This window comes from Psychromonas aquatilis, assembly GCF_038155185.1.
GTDB lineage: Bacteria > Pseudomonadota > Gammaproteobacteria > Enterobacterales > Psychromonadaceae > Psychromonas > Psychromonas aquatilis.
The window spans coordinates 30,564-47,367 of record NZ_JBAKAZ010000023.1; the positions used below are offsets into that span (position 1 = coordinate 30,564).

Here is a 16,804-nt window from a genome sequence, read left to right on the forward strand (position 1 = left end):
TTATGGCACTGACAAAAGCTGAAATAGCAGCACACTTATCGGAAGAAATAGGATTAAGCAAACGAGAAGCAAAAGAGTTTGTTGAGTCTTTCTTCGAAGAAATAAAATCAACGCTTGAATCTGGTTCGCCAGTTAAGATTTCAGGTTTTGGTGGGTTTGAACTTAAGGATAAAGGGGAGCGTCCTGGACGTAACCCAAAAACTGGTGAAGATATTCCTATCCAAGCCCGACGGGTTGTTACCTTTAAAGCGGGTCAGAAGCTAAAAGAGCTAGTGGAAACTAGCTTGGCAGATAAGGCAAAAGAATAACCTTTGTTTTTCCTTACTCTGTGAAAATAATTTACGATATCATTTTAAAAAAGCCGCTCTGCGGCTTTTTTTTGTCTAAAAATCCGGAGGATATGAACTAAAACACAAATTATTTTTACTTTCATATTACAATTCAACTTGTTTATATTTTCGTAGGGACAAACAATGGGTAAGTACAAAAATATCGTTGTATTAACTGGGGCGGGTATTTCTGCTGAATCTGGCATTAAAACTTACCGAGCTAAAGATGGATTATGGGAAAAATATAAACTCGAAGATGTTGCTACGTTGGATGGCTATAAACGCGACCCTGAACTTGTACTGGACTTTTATAATCAACGTCGTAAAGACTTTTGTCATGGCGGAAGCAAGCCCAATGCTGCGCATTATGCCTTAGCTGAGTTAGAGAGACAGTTTGATGGTGAGTTCTTACTGGTCACGCAAAATATCGATAACTTACATGAACAAGCCGGTTCAAAGAATGTTATTCATATGCATGGTGAGCTATTAAAAGCGCGTTGTGCTAAAACCAATCAGATTATTCCATGGAAAGCAGATCTAACCAGTAATGATGTTTGTACCTGCTGCCAATACCCATTACCTTTAAGGCCACATATTGTATGGTTTGGAGAAATGCCTATCGGTTTAGATATGATTTACCATCAACTTGCTCAAGCAGATCTGTTTATTTCAATTGGTACTTCTGGAACTGTTTATCCTGCTGCTGGTTTTGTAGAAGAGGCGCATAGCGTTGGAGCAGAGACAGTAGAGGTTAACCTTGAGCTAAGCGATTTACATAGTCATTTTGATAGCGTTTTACAAGGTAAAGCCAGTGAGCAAGTACCTGCATTAGTCAAAAAGTTACTATTATAAATAAAATGAAAGCGTTAGCGTGCTATTGTTATTTTAAATAAGCATCATATAGCCTTAATATACTTGAATTGCTAACAGAACAACCTACAATGATTTGCTATTGAAAAGCGCTATTATTCATTTTGGGGAAGTTGGCTGTTATGAGTTCAAAAAATTTTATATTGGGTGGTGATATTAAAAAGTCACTAGTCGAAGGTTATCGTTTCGATTTAAAAAAATTGCTATCTGATGCGTTTCAAGTTACTAAAAAAAACTTTTTACCGTTATTAAGTGCTTGTATTTTTATTATGGTCGTCTTTTTCACATTGGCGAGCTTGATGATAGTCGATCTAAATTCACTTAATGATCCGATGGTGATTGGTGTGTTTTTTGTTGCTTCAATCCTTGTCGCTCCTCCATTAATGACCGGTTTAATGATGATGGGTGTTCATCACTCAATTGGCTTAAAAACTAATTCGCTTCATCTATTTAACTACTTCAAAATAATTCTAAAGCTCTCCCTTGCGGCGTTAATGATAACGTTAGTCACTAATGCGATTGGTAAACTGTTAACGTTAGTGTTTGGCGATCTTGGCTTTATGTTATCGATTGTTGCTTTATTGTATTTAAAAATGTCTTTTTGCTTGGTTTATCCTCTTATTGCAGAAAAACAAGTATCTCCGCTTAATGCTTTAAAACTGTCTTTTAAATTGGTTCATAAAAATATTGGACAATTTAGTGTTTTACTTATTATTTTTATTACTCTGTTAGCGTTTGGTGCAATCACGTCTGGTCTAGGGCTATTTTTTGTTATTCCATTTTCTATTAATTTGTTAGGTATTATTTATCGTCAAATTTGTGGCGTGGGCGTCTCTGTATCAGAAACAACAGATAATGAGCCAGAAGCTAAAGATGATGACCAAGATTCAGGTTCGAATAATGGTAATTTTGAAGCATAAATTGCCTATTTTTATAAGAATGAGAAAATAAGTTAAATAATTAATAAAAATAAGTGAGCTTAATGGGAAAACCACCCGTATTAGACTATGAATGTCAGCTCATTTCCTCAAATATAATAATAAAAATTAGGAGTTACTCTTGAGATTCATAGATAAAAAAGCAATCTTATTTGATTTAGATGGCACGTTAATCGATAGTGCACCAGATTTAGCACTTGCTATTAATCATATGTTAACCAGTATCGGCCGAGAAGAGATATCACCGACTATTATTCGTTCTTGGGTAGGTAATGGCGCAAGTGTTTTAGTTCAACGTGGTTTATCTGGACAAACAGAGATTGATCCTGATTTAGACCCTGCGTTATTAGAAAAGTCGTTAGCTATTTTCTTAGATTTCTACGCGAAAAATCTTTGTGTTGATACAGTTACTTATCCTAATGTTGTGCCATCTCTTCACGCATTGAAGGATAAAGGTTATCAACTTGCGATTGTAACTAATAAACCTTATGACTTTATTCAGCCAATTCTAGACGGTTTATCATTGAATGGCTTATTTTCGCTATTAGTGGGTGGAGACAGCCTAGAGAAACGTAAACCCGACCCATTGCCTTTGCACTATGCTTGTGAAAAGTTAGGCGTTACAGTAGAGCAGTGTGTGATGGTCGGTGATTCTAAAAACGATATTTTAGCTGCAAATGCAGCGAACATGCAGAGCATCGGTTTAACCTATGGTTATAACTATGGTGAAGATATTAACGAGCATAGGCCTGACGTAAGCTTTGATGATTTTGCAAATATCATTGCAACACTTTAGGACACTAATTAATTAGGTTTAACTGATTAGTTTCCCTCTTTTTTACGCAAATATGAACGGTTTAATAGTGACTAGAAGCGATATGTCTGATAAAAAAATTGCAGTAATAGGCGGTGGCATTGCAGGGGCATCGATTGCTCTGTACCTGAGTGAAATTGGATTAAAAATAGATTTATTTGAGAAGAGCACCAGCCTCGTTAATGGGCCGCCAATTTGCCACTTGCATGCAGGTGGTAATTTATACCGAGAAATACCTGACGAGCAATGTATTACGCTGTTAGAGGAGTCGATAGAGGCGTTACGTCTGTACCCTGACTCAATTGATTACCGACCGACTGTCATTGCAGTACCAAAACATGATGCAGGGCAACCCTTGGATCTGTTACCACGTTTGACCTTGCTGCAAAATGAATATCAAAAGTTAATTGATAAAGACAGTAACAATAAAGTGCTGGGTGAAGTCAGTGAATATTATCGTTTAGTTGAATTAGAAGAGTTGCAGCACCTTGCTACTTTAGATGAGCAAGCGGTGCCAAAAACGGCTGATCAATGGCTCATTCCTTTTGCCAAACATACTGATTTATCTTTGTTGAAGTTTCCAGTGGTACTGGTGCAAGAGTTTGGTTGGAATGTGTTTCGTTTAGGTGCAACAGCTGCATTATCATTAGAAAAAAATGCCAACTGCCAAATTCACCTTAACAGTAAGGTAACCAAACTAACGCAGCAGTCAGATAAGTGGCAGTTAGGTTACACTGAAGGTGATGTAGAAGATGAGCATGAATTTGATTATGTGATTAACGCTGCCGGGTTCAAAACGGGTGAGATAGATGATTTAGCAGGTTTTCATCGTGACCGTTTAGTAGAGTTTAAGGCTGCTTATGTCACTCATTGGCAGGGGACTGGTGGCTTTTGGCCAGAAGTTATTATTCATGGCACACGAGGCACACCTCAGGGAATGGCTCAATTTACACCGTACCCTGGTAACTTAGTACAATTGCACGGTATGACCAAAGATATTACGCTGTTTAAAGACGGCTTAGTAGAAAATACTAACAATAGTTCTCAACCGCAATTAGATGCTAAGTTTTTACGTAAAATAGATACAGGGTGGTTAGCACAAGAGATCGAGACACGAGGTCAACTTGCTATCGAGCATATTTCTCAATATATCCCTGCTTTTAAAGATGCGACAGTTGCTGGAAAACCTTTATTTGGGGCACAACAAATACCTGGTGAAGACGCTAATTTACGTGCAGCAGGTGTTTCTTTTGAAGCGAATAATTATGCTCGTTGTGAAATAGTAAAGGCCTCTTCAGTACTTTCAAGTGCAGATGCGATCACTGAAAAACTATGCGAGTTAGGTTTTGTAAGTTCAGATAAACTAGGTGCTAGGTTATTTCCTATTACCCACTCTCTTGATGACCAAGTGATTACTGAGCGTTCTGAGCTTTACACTGAGCAGCGAGGGTATCCCATCGCATTAGCGTATCGAAATATGAAAGGTGTTGATAGCGAAAGTTAAAGGCCTGAACGATAAATAAAACAAAGACAGTTACTTCATACCTAAATCGTTTTAAAGTAACTGATCCTTGTAGTCATAAATACAAACAATAAAAATGGAGCATTAATGCTCCATTTTTTTACAAATTTTTTGGTGCTTATTTAAAAAGCGTGCTCACCAATCATCGGTGCGGTTTGATTACTACTGAATAAACTCGCATGTAAGCGTAATGCGTGATTATCAGTGAGGCTAGAAATATAGTCTGCTATAACACGTTGTTGTCGAGATACATCACCATCATATGATGCCCACAATGCTCTCGCTTTTTCAGGAAGGAATCGTGTTGGACCAGATTCAAAAGCTTCAAATAACTCCATCACAATTTGCTGTCCTCTATACTCTAGTATTTGCAAATCTGGGCTGTGAATAACATATTCTAATACAAATTTTTTCAATATCTCTAGCACATTGAACATTGCGGTATCTAAGTAAGCATTGTAGGCTAATAAAGGCTCTTTAAACTTCTTATCCACTAATTGGATATTGATAGAGGTGATCAGTGCATTAACCAATGAGCCAATGGCATCTTTGCGCTTAAAGTGCTGCGTTGAAAATAAGTTGTCAGTTAATGATTGTATTTTATCTCTTAAACAAAAGTCCTTAATCTCAAGTAACTGCGGAATGACTTTTTCCTGCCATAGCGTTTTATGAATAATCCCCATGGCAATTGCATCTTCTAAATCATGCACGCCATAGGCAATATCATCTGCAATCTCCATGATCGAACAATCGAAAGATTTATATTTAGACTTTAAATGTTGTTTACAAGTGTTCTCAGGTGTTCTGGTGCTGGCAAACAGTAGTCGATCACTTTCACATAAAGGGGAAAGAACGTCTTCTAATAGGCCTTTATCAATGTCATAAATGCCTTTTGCAGGAACCCACTCAGAAGCTTTTAATTGACGGAAGTTACCGGTGTCATTTTCTGGATAGGGGGCGCTAAGCTCACTTAAGCAAAGTGGGTACTTTAAAACACCCAATAAGCTACGTCGTGTTAGGTTCATTCCATTGTGCTCAGTGTATTGTTCAAGCTGGGTTAGTATTCTAAAGGTTTGCCCATTACCTTCAAAACCACCATGGTCTGCCATCATATAATTAAGTGCTGTTTCTCCGCCATGTCCAAAAGGTGGGTGTCCAATATCATGACTTAAACAAATGGTTTCAATTAAATTGTAGCTAGGCAATAGTGGTTTGAATTCAGGTTGTATTTTCTTCAGATTGGCAATAATACCAGAGCCTATTTGCGCTACTTCTAAGGAGTGCGTTAATCGGGTACGGTAAAAGTCACTTAATCCATTATTATGAATTTGTGTTTTAGATTGGAGTCGTCTAAAAGCGGCAGAATGCAGAACGCGTGCTTTGTCTCGTTGGAAAACACTTCTTTGGTCAAGCCGTCTATTTTGATTAGGCTCATCTGATAAACGTGCTAACCAGATATCTTTGATAGAAAGGTCAGACGGGAGTGTATTTAAATGAGATTGAGACTTTTTATTTGTATTTAAATTGCTTTCTTTCTCTAATTTCATAATTTTTCACCTTATGACTAAGTAGAAAAAAGTGTAACGTGTTTTTTATTTAAAGCCTACTGTTAAGTACCTATATGATTGAATTGAAAATAATAAATAGAAGATAACAAGCGAAAGTTGGGCTTAAATAAATATAAGCCCAAGTTGATAAGAGGTTATTGACGAATACCTTCAAGTTGAATCGTTAAGTCCACATAAGTGGAAGCGCCGATTTCTTTAATACCAAAATCAGCCACCTGTAAACGTGTTTTGCCCTCAAAACCAGCTCGGTATCCACCCCAAGGGTCTTTGCCTTCGCCAATGAAGTTAGCATCTACAACAATCGATTTAGTCACGCCATGAAGTGTCATATCACCGGTTATAGCTAAACCTCCATCTGCTTTTTTATCTACTTTAGTACTCACAAAAGTCGCTGTTGAAAATTGGCTAGCATCGATAAAGTCATCACCACGCAGGTGTTTATCTCGTTCTGCATGATTCGAATCTAAGCTTGTTGTATCGACGCTGATATTTACTTTAGATGCTTCTATTGCATCTGCATCGTAGCTAAACTGTCCTTCAAACGTGTTAAATCGTCCCTCGATATAGCTATAACCTAGATGGCTAACTTTGAAATTAACTGAAGCATGTGCTCCTTTAGTATCTACCTTATAGTCAGCAGCGATTGCTGACATCGGCAATGTGATAGCAGCACTTAGTGCGGATGCGATGATGATCTTTTTCATGTAAGTTCCTTATTCAGTAAATTGAGTTTAAAGCATTTTTTTAAGTGTATTATCTTTATTGATAAAGTGATGTTTTAAAGCAGCAATGGCATGGATACTCACTAGCCCCATTACTGTATAAGCTGTATATCGATGAACTAATCCTGCAAGGTCTTCTTGGTCTTCAAAAAAAGATCCCATTCCAGAGACTTCGAACCAATCAAATACATCAATACCGCGACCATCTGCAGTCGAGATTAGGTAACCCGTTGTAAATAAAGTAAATAATAAAAGGTATAGAAGGTGGTGTGCAGAAATCGCCGCTTTTCTCTCAAGCGGTGAGCCTAATATAGCAGGCGCGGGTGAAAGGACTTTCCACAATAGACGAATAATAGTCACGCAACACAGGAGAATACCCATTGATTTATGCCAATGGGGAGCTGTGTTATACCATTCGCTATAATAAGATAAATCAACCATCCAGTAACCAGCAGCAAATAAACCAAACACTGTGATAGCTGAACCCCAGTGCAGTATTTTGCTCAATGTATTATAACTTGACGGTTTATTACCCATAAAAAGTTCCTTTTATTTATTTGGAAACAAAAAAGCCTCGCCTGATTCTAACCAAATTGGGTATTTTTTCATACAACTGATAAATAGATCGCTATTGATTAATTCAGATAACCACTGTTTGACCATGGGATAGTTACTTTGTTCAAACCAAGCAGGCTCGACCATTGAAAATTGTCTAATGAAAGGGAATATAGCCATATCAGCTAAACTAATGTGTTCTGAAAAAAGATATCTATTTTGTTGTAAGCGTGTTTCTAATTGCATTAAAAACTCTTCAGCTTCTTCTCTATAATAAGACTGTTGATATTCGGGATGTCGATCTGCGTATTTATATTTATCCAGCCAACCTTTGAATTCAAAGTCATTTAAATCAATCAGTGATAACATTTCCATTAATGGTGCTTGTAACCATTGTTTAGGATCGTTTTTGGATAAAGCCCATACCATAATTTCTAGACTTTCATCTATAACTTGATCATCGCATGCTAAAACAGGGATAGTCTTATTAGGGGATATCGCTAATAGCTCTTCGGGTTTATGTTTAAGTACTATTTCTTTTAATAAAACATTTTGTTCGCTTACCGCAATCGCTAGTCTTGCTCGCATCGCATATGGACAGCGTCTAAACGAATATAACGTTGGTTGCATAGTAATTTCTCGCTTTATTTTTGATTGTTATCAGCTAACTAGGTAAATATATTAACCTAGTCTATGACGCTGCACTATATTAATTAGCAATCTATCATTAGATCGATGTACTAGGGAAATACACCTTATAAACGTGAGCGTTATAAGTGTCATTTATACCAATCACACTAATTAACAGATCGATTTTATTTGTTAAAATAACTTATTTCTTCATTGTGATTTTTGCAAATAGAATAGCTATTAAAGAATTAGCACCTTATCGTTAATTCTCCGACAGACTATTAACGAAGTTAATCGACGAAAGGCTCAAATTACGCCTTAAGCTAAGCCACTTCTTCTGCGCAACATCTACAGCACTTATTTACTATAATGAGTATTAGTCAGTGTTACGGAGCTTTTTTAAGTGGTTGCGAAGCAGCTTGCTCTCAATACTATTTTTACTGCTCGTGCTTGTAGATTAATCTGTACTACAGTGATGTTTGTGTTTGTTGGCCGTATTGACTGACTGTTTTTTCTCTTTAAGTGCCTGCTCGATAATTTGTTTCGCAGAACTTAAAAATAAGGCGGCTAAAAAACCTGCAACAATAAGGTCCGGTAATGGACTTTTTGTAGCCCATACGCCGGAAGCAGCCAGTAATACCACTAAATTGCCAATGGCATCATTACGACTACACAACCAAACTGAACGCACATTAGCGTCTCCATCTTTATATTTCATTAACAATAGGACACTGATTACATTAGCGATAAACGCTAAAATAGCGATGCTACCCATGATAGTTGGGTCCGGCGTCTGACTAAAAAACAATTTGTAAAGGGTTGACCCTAATACGTATATTGCCATTAAGAATAGACTTACTCCTTTTATCAACGCGATGTTACTTCTTAAAGATAAGGCTTTCCCAATAACCCATAAACTAATACCGTAAGTGAGCGTATCCCCCAAAAAGTCTAATGCATCAGCTTGAAGAGCTTGTGAATTTGATTTAACGCCAGCAAACATCTCAACAACAAACATGATGACATTAATTAAAATAACAGCAATTAAAATGCGTTTGTAAATGGGATCGATACCTGTGAAGTCCACTTTATGATCACAACAACCAGCCATATACTACTCCTTCTTGATTTATATATTTTCAGTAATAAACTGACTATACAACCTCTAGTAACTAGAGGTTCAAGCTTTCTTTTAAAATAAATGAGGTTGATTACGATGATATATTCAATTGGACAACTTAGTAAAAAGACAAATTGTAAAGTGCCAACCATTCGTTATTATGAAGAGATTGGTTTGTTGGATAAAGCACAACGCAGTGCTGGAAACCAACGACAATACACAGACCATCAATATCAGTCTTTGCAATTTATATGTCATTGCCGCTCTTTGGGGTTTAGCCTAGAGGAGGTAAGGGAGTTATTGCACCTAAGGCATTGTCAAAAGCATAAAAAACATCAAGCAGATGACATTGTCGAACACCATTTAAAAGAGGTACGACAAAAAATAGAGCAGCTTCAGTCCTTAGAAGAGGAGTTACTGACTATGGTGCATAATTGTAAAACCTCTGAATCAGAAGATTGCTTAGTATTAAAAAGCCTTAATCAACAAATATAATGAGTAATACACCTTAAAAACTAAAATTTTATCACCTTAGCACTTTAGAGTAAGTTGTTTTGTGAATTACTCATTAATTATTTGCTAACTTCCTGTTAAGGATATAAATTTACATTACTTGTCAAATTTAGAGAAAAACAATGAAAAAACCACAACGAGATATAACCCTAAGATTTTTAGCAGAAACACAAGATGTGAATTTTGGTGGGAAAGTGCATGGCGGTGCCGTGATGAAATGGATTGATTTAGCGGCTTATGCTTGTGCTGCTGGTTGGAGTGGACGCTACTGTGTAACTGCTTATGCTGGTGGTATTCGTTTTATTGCACCTATCCATGTAGGCAGTTTAGTAGAAGTGGATGCAAAGGTTATCTATACAGGTAAATCTTCAATGCATATTGCTTTAGAAGTTAATGCATGTGATCCAAAGTCGCTTAATAGACGTCTAACAACAAACTGTATTGTTATTATGGTTGCAGTTGATCAGAATGGTCATTCTGAACAAGTACCGCAGTGGGTGCCTGAATCAGAAGAAGACATTAGACAGAATGAGACAGCTAAGAAGTTGATGGAAATGAGAAAGAAAATTGGCGAAGAGATGGAAGTGTTTGCTGATTAACTTATTGCTTTTAGGTCATTGCAGTTACTGTTATTAACCCATAGTGTGGCGGAAATGTTATGAAACTTGTTTATACCCATGAAAATCAGTTTCTAGTGAGTAATATTAAAAATATTATTGAAGCTGAAGGGATTGCTACTTTTCTCAAGAATGAATTTGCTAAAGGTGCGATGGGAGAAGTTTCAACATTTGATTGTTGGCCTGAAGTATGGGTTTATGAAGATGCCGATTTTGAAAAAGCAAAATCAATTGTTGCCTTATCACAATCTACAAAATTAAATGCAGAGTGGGTTTGTGAGCATTGTAATGAAAAGAATGATGCCGCTTTTGAAGTCTGCTGGTCTTGTCAGCATGATCCTTCTGATGATTGAATGATGGATTTGCAGTTAGTTGCCCTTGATTGGCAACAAACATTACCTATTCGTCATCAGGTGTTATGGCCAAATGAGCCTCTTGAGTTTTGTCAGGTGCCAGGAGATATTGATGCTTTGCATTTTGGTGTGTTAAATAAAAGCACATTAATATGTGTGGCATCAATTTATATTGATCAAGATGCAAAGTCTGCGAGGTTGAGAAAATTTGCAACGCTTCCTTTATTGCAAGGTAAAGGCGTTGGCTCTGTTATGATCGAACACCTGATAACAATCTTAAAGCGACAAGGGATAGATTACTTGTGGTTTGATGCAAGAGCCTCAGCACTTGGTTTTTATCAAAGGTTTGGCTTTGAAGCAGAAGGTGACATTTTCTATAAAAATAAAGTAGCCTATTATAAAATGCATAAGCACTTATAATAAGCGCAATTACTTCATTGTGTGTTTTATTATCACCAAAAAGTAAGGCAGAACGTCTGCCTATCTAAACTGCATTATTAGTCTGCAAAGCCTCGATGAATAAATTGATGTCTTAACTGTTCAAAATTTTCTTCAGTGCATTGCAGTAATTGCATTGCATATTGATAACCTTCTTGCTTGAATTTATCTAATTTAGCTAACTCATATTCATTCATAATAATATGCATCGCTTCCTGTACAAGTTCAGGCTCAGCTTCACCAATTAAGGTTTCTGGTGGATCAAAGTGTGTCACCATCCAGTCCTGCAGTTGTGCGTTATCTATCTTTTTTTGATCCCATAATGTTAATGTCTCAATAAGTTGTGCTTTTGTGATCTCTGGTTGAGTCATATTAGGTCCTTTAAACGGTTATCGCTGTAGCGTTACCAAATAATGTTTATTCAGTCGCTGTTTTATTATCAGGAGCATAACATTGCTGTGTTTGAATGTATTCACAAACCACGGCAGGCGTTAAAAACTGAATGCTATTGTGTTGTGCCGCGAGCTCTCTTATTTGAGACGATGATATAGCTAACTGAGTGGTTTTTTGAAAGTAAATTTTACCACAGAGCGTAAGGTGAAGTTGTTTACTATCAGTTGTCTGGTGAGCAGATAATAACGTCGTCACTACCTCATTAAACTGTGGTTTCCAGCCTGGTCGGTGGCTAACGACAATATGACAATAATTTAAGATCTCTTGATATTGATACCAAGTATCAAAATTGATGAGAGAGTCCATTCCCATAATAAAGCAAATCGGAGTAGTGGGGTGTTGCTGCCTTAATAATTTTAGAGTCTCTATAGTATAACTAGGTGAATTACGAAGTAGTTCTTGTGTATCAATTTGCAAAGAGGGGGTATCTTGAATCGCAAGTTTCACCATATCAATACGTTGTTGGGTGCTGGCTAAGCTTTTCGCTTTATGTGGTGCGATGTAATTCGGCATTAAAAAAAGCGACTTAAGATTAAGTGCTTGTTGAATTTCTATTGCAGGACGAAGGTGACCAAAATGAATCGGATCAAAAGTCCCTCCTAAAAAGCCTATCGCAGCACCGTTTACTTTATTCATTCATTCCTCTATTTCAAAAACTGAAAACAAATGGCATTAAGTTGCAACCAAGTGTCGGTTTTATTTTCAACTTTCACAGAGACTTCTAATTGAGCACATTGAATTAGCATGTCTTCTAATTGAGGAGCCTTTAAACGGGTCAACGCTTTTGTTAGCAACTCTCGTTTAGCATCCCATAATTTAGGCTTTTGTTGTGCTAATAATGCTGCAATGGGCATCTCTTTTAGTTGATATGAATAAGAGAGTAACTTGCTAATTTCATTGGCTAAGGTTGCACTTAATAAAAGCAGTTCAGTGCCTTCTGCTTGCAATTGCTTCATAATGCGTGCATTACGTGCTTTATCGCCTGCTAATAAGCTATCAATCCATTGAAACACATTAAAGTGATTATGAGTGGTGATGCTTTGCTCTACTTGTGTTAAATGTAAAGACTGTTTGGGAAACAGGATCGATAGTTTTTCAATTTCCTGTTTTGCGGCTAATAAATTACCCTCAAAATGCAAGACTAAAAAATTGATAACTTCATTATCTGCACTTAAGCCAACAGACTTTAAGCGCTGAAATATCCATTGAGGGAAACGATTTGGAAGTAACGCATTGGTGGAAATCAGCAACCCTTGTTTTTCCAACTGGCTGCACCAAACACTTTTTAATTGTTGTTGATTTAGCTTAGGGCCTTTTAATATCAGCAATATATCAGGATTAAGTAATGGTGTGATTTCACGAATAAAATCAGTGTTTTCTTTGGTGGTTTTAGTCAGCGTTAACTCTATGATCTGCTTTTCAGAAAAAAGCGAGAGGGTATTAAACTGGCTAAAAATCTGATCTTTATCGAAATTTCCATCGAGACTATAGCTAAAACGTTCTAAAAAGCCATGCTGCTTTGCTTGCGCGTGAATTTGATCTAAAGCCTCAATACTCAATAACGCATCATCACCGAAAATTAGACAGCAACTAGGCAAAGATTGCTTAATTTGATTAGCAAGTTGATCTGGGTATATGCGCATTAACCTTTACTCAGTTGCTTCGTTTTTTATACTGAGCATATTAGTTATCACGTGATCTGCTGCAATCACTCGTAACTCTTTTAATAGCAGCTCTGCTTCTCGCGATTTAGCTAATGCTTGATTCGAGTTATATAAGAAATCACGGTATAAATTGACACTGAAATTCTTTGCCGTGTAATTAGGCATTTTTAGTGAGTACTTCATTGTATAACCTATCTCTTTTTCCGCATTTTGTGCGTTAGCATAGAGTGAGATTGTACGTTCTGTCTGACTTTCAGAAATTAAATGGATGACGGCTACATCAGGGGAGGGCTGCGTTAATATTTTTATATTCGCACCACGTAAGCGTAACTTCATTAAGCGTGTTAAATCACTTTTAGGGTCAGGTGTTTGTAAGTAAACCTCTGGAAATTTTTCAACTAAACCATTGTTTTCTTTTAAATGAAATCCACAACCAGTTAATACTAAGGTAGAAACAAAAGCCATGATCAAAGTGGCTTTACGGTAAAAAGCTTGAGAAGAGAGTGAATGCATAGTAAAAGCCTTTTTAATGTTTAACTTTTGGATATAAGAACAAAGTTTATTGTCATCATTATTATTAATAAGAAACCCCTTACCATTCAAGGTAAGAGGTTTTTATTTCTATTAAGGTTTGCTACTTGTTAGTCGTTAACGCTTAATTAGCAACGATGTTAAGTAGTTTACCTGGTACGTAAATGATTTTACGTACTGTTTTACCTTCCGTAAATTTATTTACGTTTTCTTCAGCGTTCGCTTGAGCTTCAACTTGTTCCTGTGAAGCATCTGCTGGCACTGTTATTTTTGCACGTAACTTACCATTTACTTGTACCACAATTAGTTTCGAATCTTCAACTAATGCTGATTCATCTACTGTTGGCCAAGGTGCACATAGAATATCACCTTCAGAGCCTAATAATGTGTGTAATTCAGCACAAATATGTGGAGTGATTGGTGATAGCAACTTAGTGATAGCAATCAGTGCTTCTTGTAAAATTGCACGATCTTGCGCATCAGCTGTTGGTGCTTTTGTTAGTTTGTTCATCAGTTCCATTACCGCAGCAATAGCAGTATTGAATGTTTGACGACGACCAACATCATCACTTACTTTAGCAATGGTTTTATGTACTTCTCTACGCAATGTTTTTTGGTTGTCATTAAATGCTTTCACATCTAACTCTGCCACATCACCAGCTTGAACATGGTCAAATGCTAATTTCCATAAGCGTTTAAGGAAACGTAAAGAACCTTCTAATGCAGAGTCAGACCATTCAAGTGTTTGGTCTGAAGGCGCAGCAAACATCATGAATAAACGTACGCTATCCGCGCCGTACTTATCAATCATTAACTGTGGGTCAATACCGTTATTTTTTGATTTAGACATCTTGCTCATGCCGTCATAAACCAATTCTTGACCATCAGCTGTTTTTGCAGAAATGACTTTACCTTTCGCGTCTGTTTCTGTGATTGCATCTGTTGGTGCAACCCAAACTTTACCGCCTTTCTCATCTTCATAGTAATAAGCGTCTGCTAATACCATACCTTGCGTTAATAGCTTCTTGTATGGCTCATCGCTATTTACTAATCCAAAGTCACGTAATAGTTTATGGAAGAAGCGCGAGTATAGAAGGTGTAAAATCGCATGTTCAATACCACCAATGTATTGATCTACTGGTAACCAGTAGTTTGCTTTTTCTGGGTCAAGCATCTGGTCATCACTTTGTGGTGAACAGTAACGTGCGTAGTACCAGCTTGATTCCATAAAGGTATCAAAAGTATCTGTTTCGTGTGTTGCAGGTTGACCTTGGTAAGTTGTTTTTGCCCACTCTAAATCTGCTTTGATTGGTGAAGTAATACCATTCATTTTCACATCTTCAGGTAATACAACAGGTAATTGATCTTCTGGTACAGGTACTACGGTACCATCTTCCAATGTTAATGTTGGAATTGGTGCACCCCAGTAACGTTGGCGAGAAACACCCCAGTCACGCAGACGGAAGTTAACTTGACGCTTACCTTTATTTTCACTGACTAATTTAGCTTCAACGGCATCAAATGCTGCTTCAAAGGTTAAACCTTCTAGTTCTGCGAAATCACCAGAGTTAAAACAAACACCTTTTTCAGTGTATGCTTCAGCGCTAACATCAACCTCTGCATCTGCAGGTTTGATCACCGCTTTAATATCTAAACCGTATTGCTTAGCAAACTCAAAATCACGTTGGTCATGTGCAGGAACTGACATAACCGCACCAGAGCCGTAACCCATTAATACAAAGTTAGCCGTCCAAATTGGTACTTCTTTACCAGTAATAGGGTGGATTGCTTTTAAGCCTGTATCTACACCTTCTTTAGGCATAGTTGCTAAATCAGCTTCTGCTAATTTAACGTTTTTACAGCTTTCGCAGAAGGTTGCTAATGTAGGGTTTGATTTTGCTGCTTCAAGTGCTAACGGGTGTTGTGCTGCGACAGCAACATATGTCACACCCATTACTGTATCAGGACGTGTTGTGTAAACAGAGAAAGTCTCATCACTGTTTGCCACTTTAAAGTCCATCTCGATACCTTCAGAACGACCTATCCAGTTCTTCTGCATGGTACGTACTTGCTCAGGCCACTCTTCTAGTTGGTCTAAATCATCTAATAATTCTTGTGCGTAAGCTGAGATTTTAATGAACCACTGTGGGATCTCTTTTTGCTCAACAACAGCACCTGAGCGCCATCCTCGTCCGTCAATTACTTGCTCATTGGCTAATACCGTTTGGTCAACTGGATCCCAGTTTACGGTTGCCATTTTTTTGTATACTAAATCTTTTTCTAATAGTTTAGTGAAGAACCACTGTTCCCAACGGTAGTATTCAGGTTGACAAGTCGCTAATTCACGGCTCCAGTCATAACCAAAACCTAGCTGTTTAAGTTGGGTTTTCATGTAGGCGATATTTTCGTAAGTCCAGCCAGCAGGTGCTGTATTGTTTTTAATTGCTGCATTTTCAGCTGGTAAACCAAACGCATCCCAGCCCATTGGCTGCATTACGTTTTTGCCTTGCATACGTTGGAAGCGAGAAACTACATCGCCGATAGTGTAGTTACGCACGTGCCCCATGTGTAATTTGCCACTTGGGTAAGGGAACATAGAGAGGCAGTAGTATTTCTCTTTTGATGGGTCTTCTGTCGCTTTAAATGATTGATTGTCTTCCCAATATTTTTGGAATTTAGCTTCAATCTCTTTAGGATTGTATAACTCTTGCATATTCAGTCTGCCTGCAATTAAAAATGGAATAATAAGGGCTGTAGGATACAGTAGCTAGCACGTTGCAACAATATTTATGAGTAATGAAGCTTAAATTTTTAAAAAATACGGTCATTTATTAGCAAGGAACAATGAGAAAAGTAGGGCAGTATAGAAAATAACCCTGTTATAACCGACCTAATCAACAGATTATCTGATTTTTTTAGGGGTAGTATTAGTTCTTTTCTAATGAATAAGTATTCGAGTGGAAATCATGCACAATTAGATTTTCTCACCTAGTTTCCGGTTTAAAATGGCTTTGGCGTTGTTTATTTGAACGGTTTGTTTGAATATTCGACAATCAGTTTTTTTTTGCAAAAAGTTCCTTTACAAGCAAGCACTAAACTCTGTATTATTCATCTCGTTCTGCGGAGGGGTGGCAGAGCGGCTGAATGCACTGGTCTTGAAAACCAGC

The 16,804-nt window shown here is 37.3% G+C and carries 19 protein-coding genes; 9 read left to right on the plus strand and 10 right to left on the minus strand.

The window, feature by feature from the left end; translation table 11 throughout:
- Nucleotides 1-2: 2 nt before the first annotated feature.
- From V6256_RS07765 to V6256_RS07785, 5 genes are all read left to right on the plus strand, one after another.
- Nucleotides 3-308 (plus strand): integration host factor subunit alpha, encoded by a 306-nt coding sequence (locus tag V6256_RS07765; RefSeq protein WP_341597516.1) that lies wholly within the window; start codon nucleotides 3-5, stop codon nucleotides 306-308.
- A 165-nt stretch (nucleotides 309-473) separates the two neighbouring features.
- A complete protein-coding gene (gene cobB / locus V6256_RS07770) occupies nucleotides 474-1,181 on the plus strand; it encodes a Sir2 family NAD+-dependent deacetylase (RefSeq protein WP_341597518.1) in 708 nt (235 codons plus the stop codon).
- A 140-nt stretch (nucleotides 1,182-1,321) separates the two neighbouring features.
- Nucleotides 1,322-2,119, plus strand: a complete 798-nt coding sequence (locus V6256_RS07775; RefSeq protein WP_341597520.1) for a DUF2189 domain-containing protein — start codon at nucleotides 1,322-1,324, stop codon at nucleotides 2,117-2,119.
- A 139-nt stretch (nucleotides 2,120-2,258) separates the two neighbouring features.
- On the plus strand, nucleotides 2,259-2,933 hold the full coding sequence (locus V6256_RS07780; RefSeq protein ID WP_341597521.1) for a phosphoglycolate phosphatase: 675 nt from the start codon (nucleotides 2,259-2,261) through the stop codon (nucleotides 2,931-2,933).
- An 82-nt stretch (nucleotides 2,934-3,015) separates the two neighbouring features.
- Nucleotides 3,016-4,455, plus strand: coding sequence for an FAD-dependent oxidoreductase (locus V6256_RS07785; protein ID WP_341597523.1), 1,440 nt, complete (start codon nucleotides 3,016-3,018; stop codon nucleotides 4,453-4,455).
- 140 nt (nucleotides 4,456-4,595) lie between these two features.
- On the opposite strand, the gene V6256_RS07790 is transcribed toward V6256_RS07785, so the two are convergent.
- The 5 genes from V6256_RS07790 to V6256_RS07810 form a co-directional block, all read right to left on the minus strand.
- The gene (locus tag V6256_RS07790; protein ID WP_341597524.1) at nucleotides 4,596-6,020 is read right to left on the minus strand and encodes an anti-phage deoxyguanosine triphosphatase; all 1,425 of its coding nucleotides are present in this window, start codon (nucleotides 6,018-6,020) and stop codon (nucleotides 4,596-4,598) included.
- A 155-nt stretch (nucleotides 6,021-6,175) separates the two neighbouring features.
- Nucleotides 6,176-6,745 carry a YceI family protein gene (locus V6256_RS07795; RefSeq protein ID WP_341597525.1) on the minus strand — a complete coding sequence of 190 codons (570 nt, stop codon included), beginning with the start codon at nucleotides 6,743-6,745 and terminating at the stop codon, nucleotides 6,176-6,178.
- Between the two features lie 27 nt (nucleotides 6,746-6,772).
- On the minus strand, nucleotides 6,773-7,300 hold the full coding sequence (locus tag V6256_RS07800; RefSeq protein WP_341597526.1) for a cytochrome b: 528 nt from the start codon (nucleotides 7,298-7,300) through the stop codon (nucleotides 6,773-6,775).
- 12 nt (nucleotides 7,301-7,312) lie between these two features.
- The gene (locus V6256_RS07805; RefSeq protein ID WP_341597528.1) at nucleotides 7,313-7,948 is read right to left on the minus strand and encodes a glutathione S-transferase; all 636 of its coding nucleotides are present in this window, start codon (nucleotides 7,946-7,948) and stop codon (nucleotides 7,313-7,315) included.
- Nucleotides 7,949-8,405: 457 nt separating this feature from the next.
- Nucleotides 8,406-9,059: a cation efflux transmembrane domain-containing protein gene (locus tag V6256_RS07810; RefSeq protein WP_341597529.1), complete on the minus strand. Its 654-nt coding sequence runs from the start codon at nucleotides 9,057-9,059 to the stop codon at nucleotides 8,406-8,408.
- 105 nt (nucleotides 9,060-9,164) lie between these two features.
- Here V6256_RS07810 and V6256_RS07815 point away from each other — a divergent pair, with 105 nt between their 5' ends.
- The 4 genes from V6256_RS07815 (at nucleotide 9,165) to V6256_RS07830 (ending at nucleotide 10,971) form a co-directional block, all read left to right on the plus strand.
- Entirely contained in the window at nucleotides 9,165-9,563 is a 399-nt protein-coding gene (locus V6256_RS07815; RefSeq protein ID WP_341597530.1) for a MerR family transcriptional regulator, read from the plus strand.
- Between the two features lie 140 nt (nucleotides 9,564-9,703).
- Entirely contained in the window at nucleotides 9,704-10,180 is a 477-nt protein-coding gene (locus tag V6256_RS07820) for an acyl-CoA thioesterase (RefSeq protein ID WP_341597531.1), read from the plus strand.
- A 59-nt stretch (nucleotides 10,181-10,239) separates the two neighbouring features.
- A complete protein-coding gene (locus V6256_RS07825) occupies nucleotides 10,240-10,551 on the plus strand; it encodes a putative signal transducing protein (RefSeq protein WP_341597532.1) in 312 nt (103 codons plus the stop codon).
- Nucleotides 10,552-10,971, plus strand: a complete 420-nt coding sequence (locus tag V6256_RS07830; protein WP_341597533.1) for a GNAT family N-acetyltransferase — start codon at nucleotides 10,552-10,554, stop codon at nucleotides 10,969-10,971.
- Between the two features lie 77 nt (nucleotides 10,972-11,048).
- Here V6256_RS07830 and V6256_RS07835 read toward each other — a convergent pair whose 3' ends face one another.
- The 5 genes from V6256_RS07835 to leuS form a co-directional block, all read right to left on the minus strand.
- Nucleotides 11,049-11,360: a hypothetical protein gene (locus V6256_RS07835; protein WP_341597534.1), complete on the minus strand. Its 312-nt coding sequence runs from the start codon at nucleotides 11,358-11,360 to the stop codon at nucleotides 11,049-11,051.
- A gap of 46 nt (nucleotides 11,361-11,406) precedes the next feature.
- Nucleotides 11,407-12,078: a nicotinate-nucleotide adenylyltransferase gene (nadD, locus tag V6256_RS07840; RefSeq protein ID WP_341597536.1), complete on the minus strand. Its 672-nt coding sequence runs from the start codon at nucleotides 12,076-12,078 to the stop codon at nucleotides 11,407-11,409.
- Nucleotides 12,079-12,086: 8 nt separating this feature from the next.
- On the minus strand, nucleotides 12,087-13,085 hold the full coding sequence (holA, locus tag V6256_RS07845; RefSeq protein WP_341597538.1) for a DNA polymerase III subunit delta: 999 nt from the start codon (nucleotides 13,083-13,085) through the stop codon (nucleotides 12,087-12,089).
- Between the two features lie 6 nt (nucleotides 13,086-13,091).
- Nucleotides 13,092-13,619 (minus strand): LPS-assembly lipoprotein LptE, encoded by a 528-nt coding sequence (locus tag V6256_RS07850; RefSeq protein ID WP_341597540.1) that lies wholly within the window; start codon nucleotides 13,617-13,619, stop codon nucleotides 13,092-13,094.
- Nucleotides 13,620-13,761: 142 nt separating this feature from the next.
- Nucleotides 13,762-16,350, minus strand: a complete 2,589-nt coding sequence (gene leuS / locus V6256_RS07855; protein WP_341597542.1) for a leucine--tRNA ligase — start codon at nucleotides 16,348-16,350, stop codon at nucleotides 13,762-13,764.
- Nucleotides 16,351-16,804 lie beyond the last annotated feature (454 nt).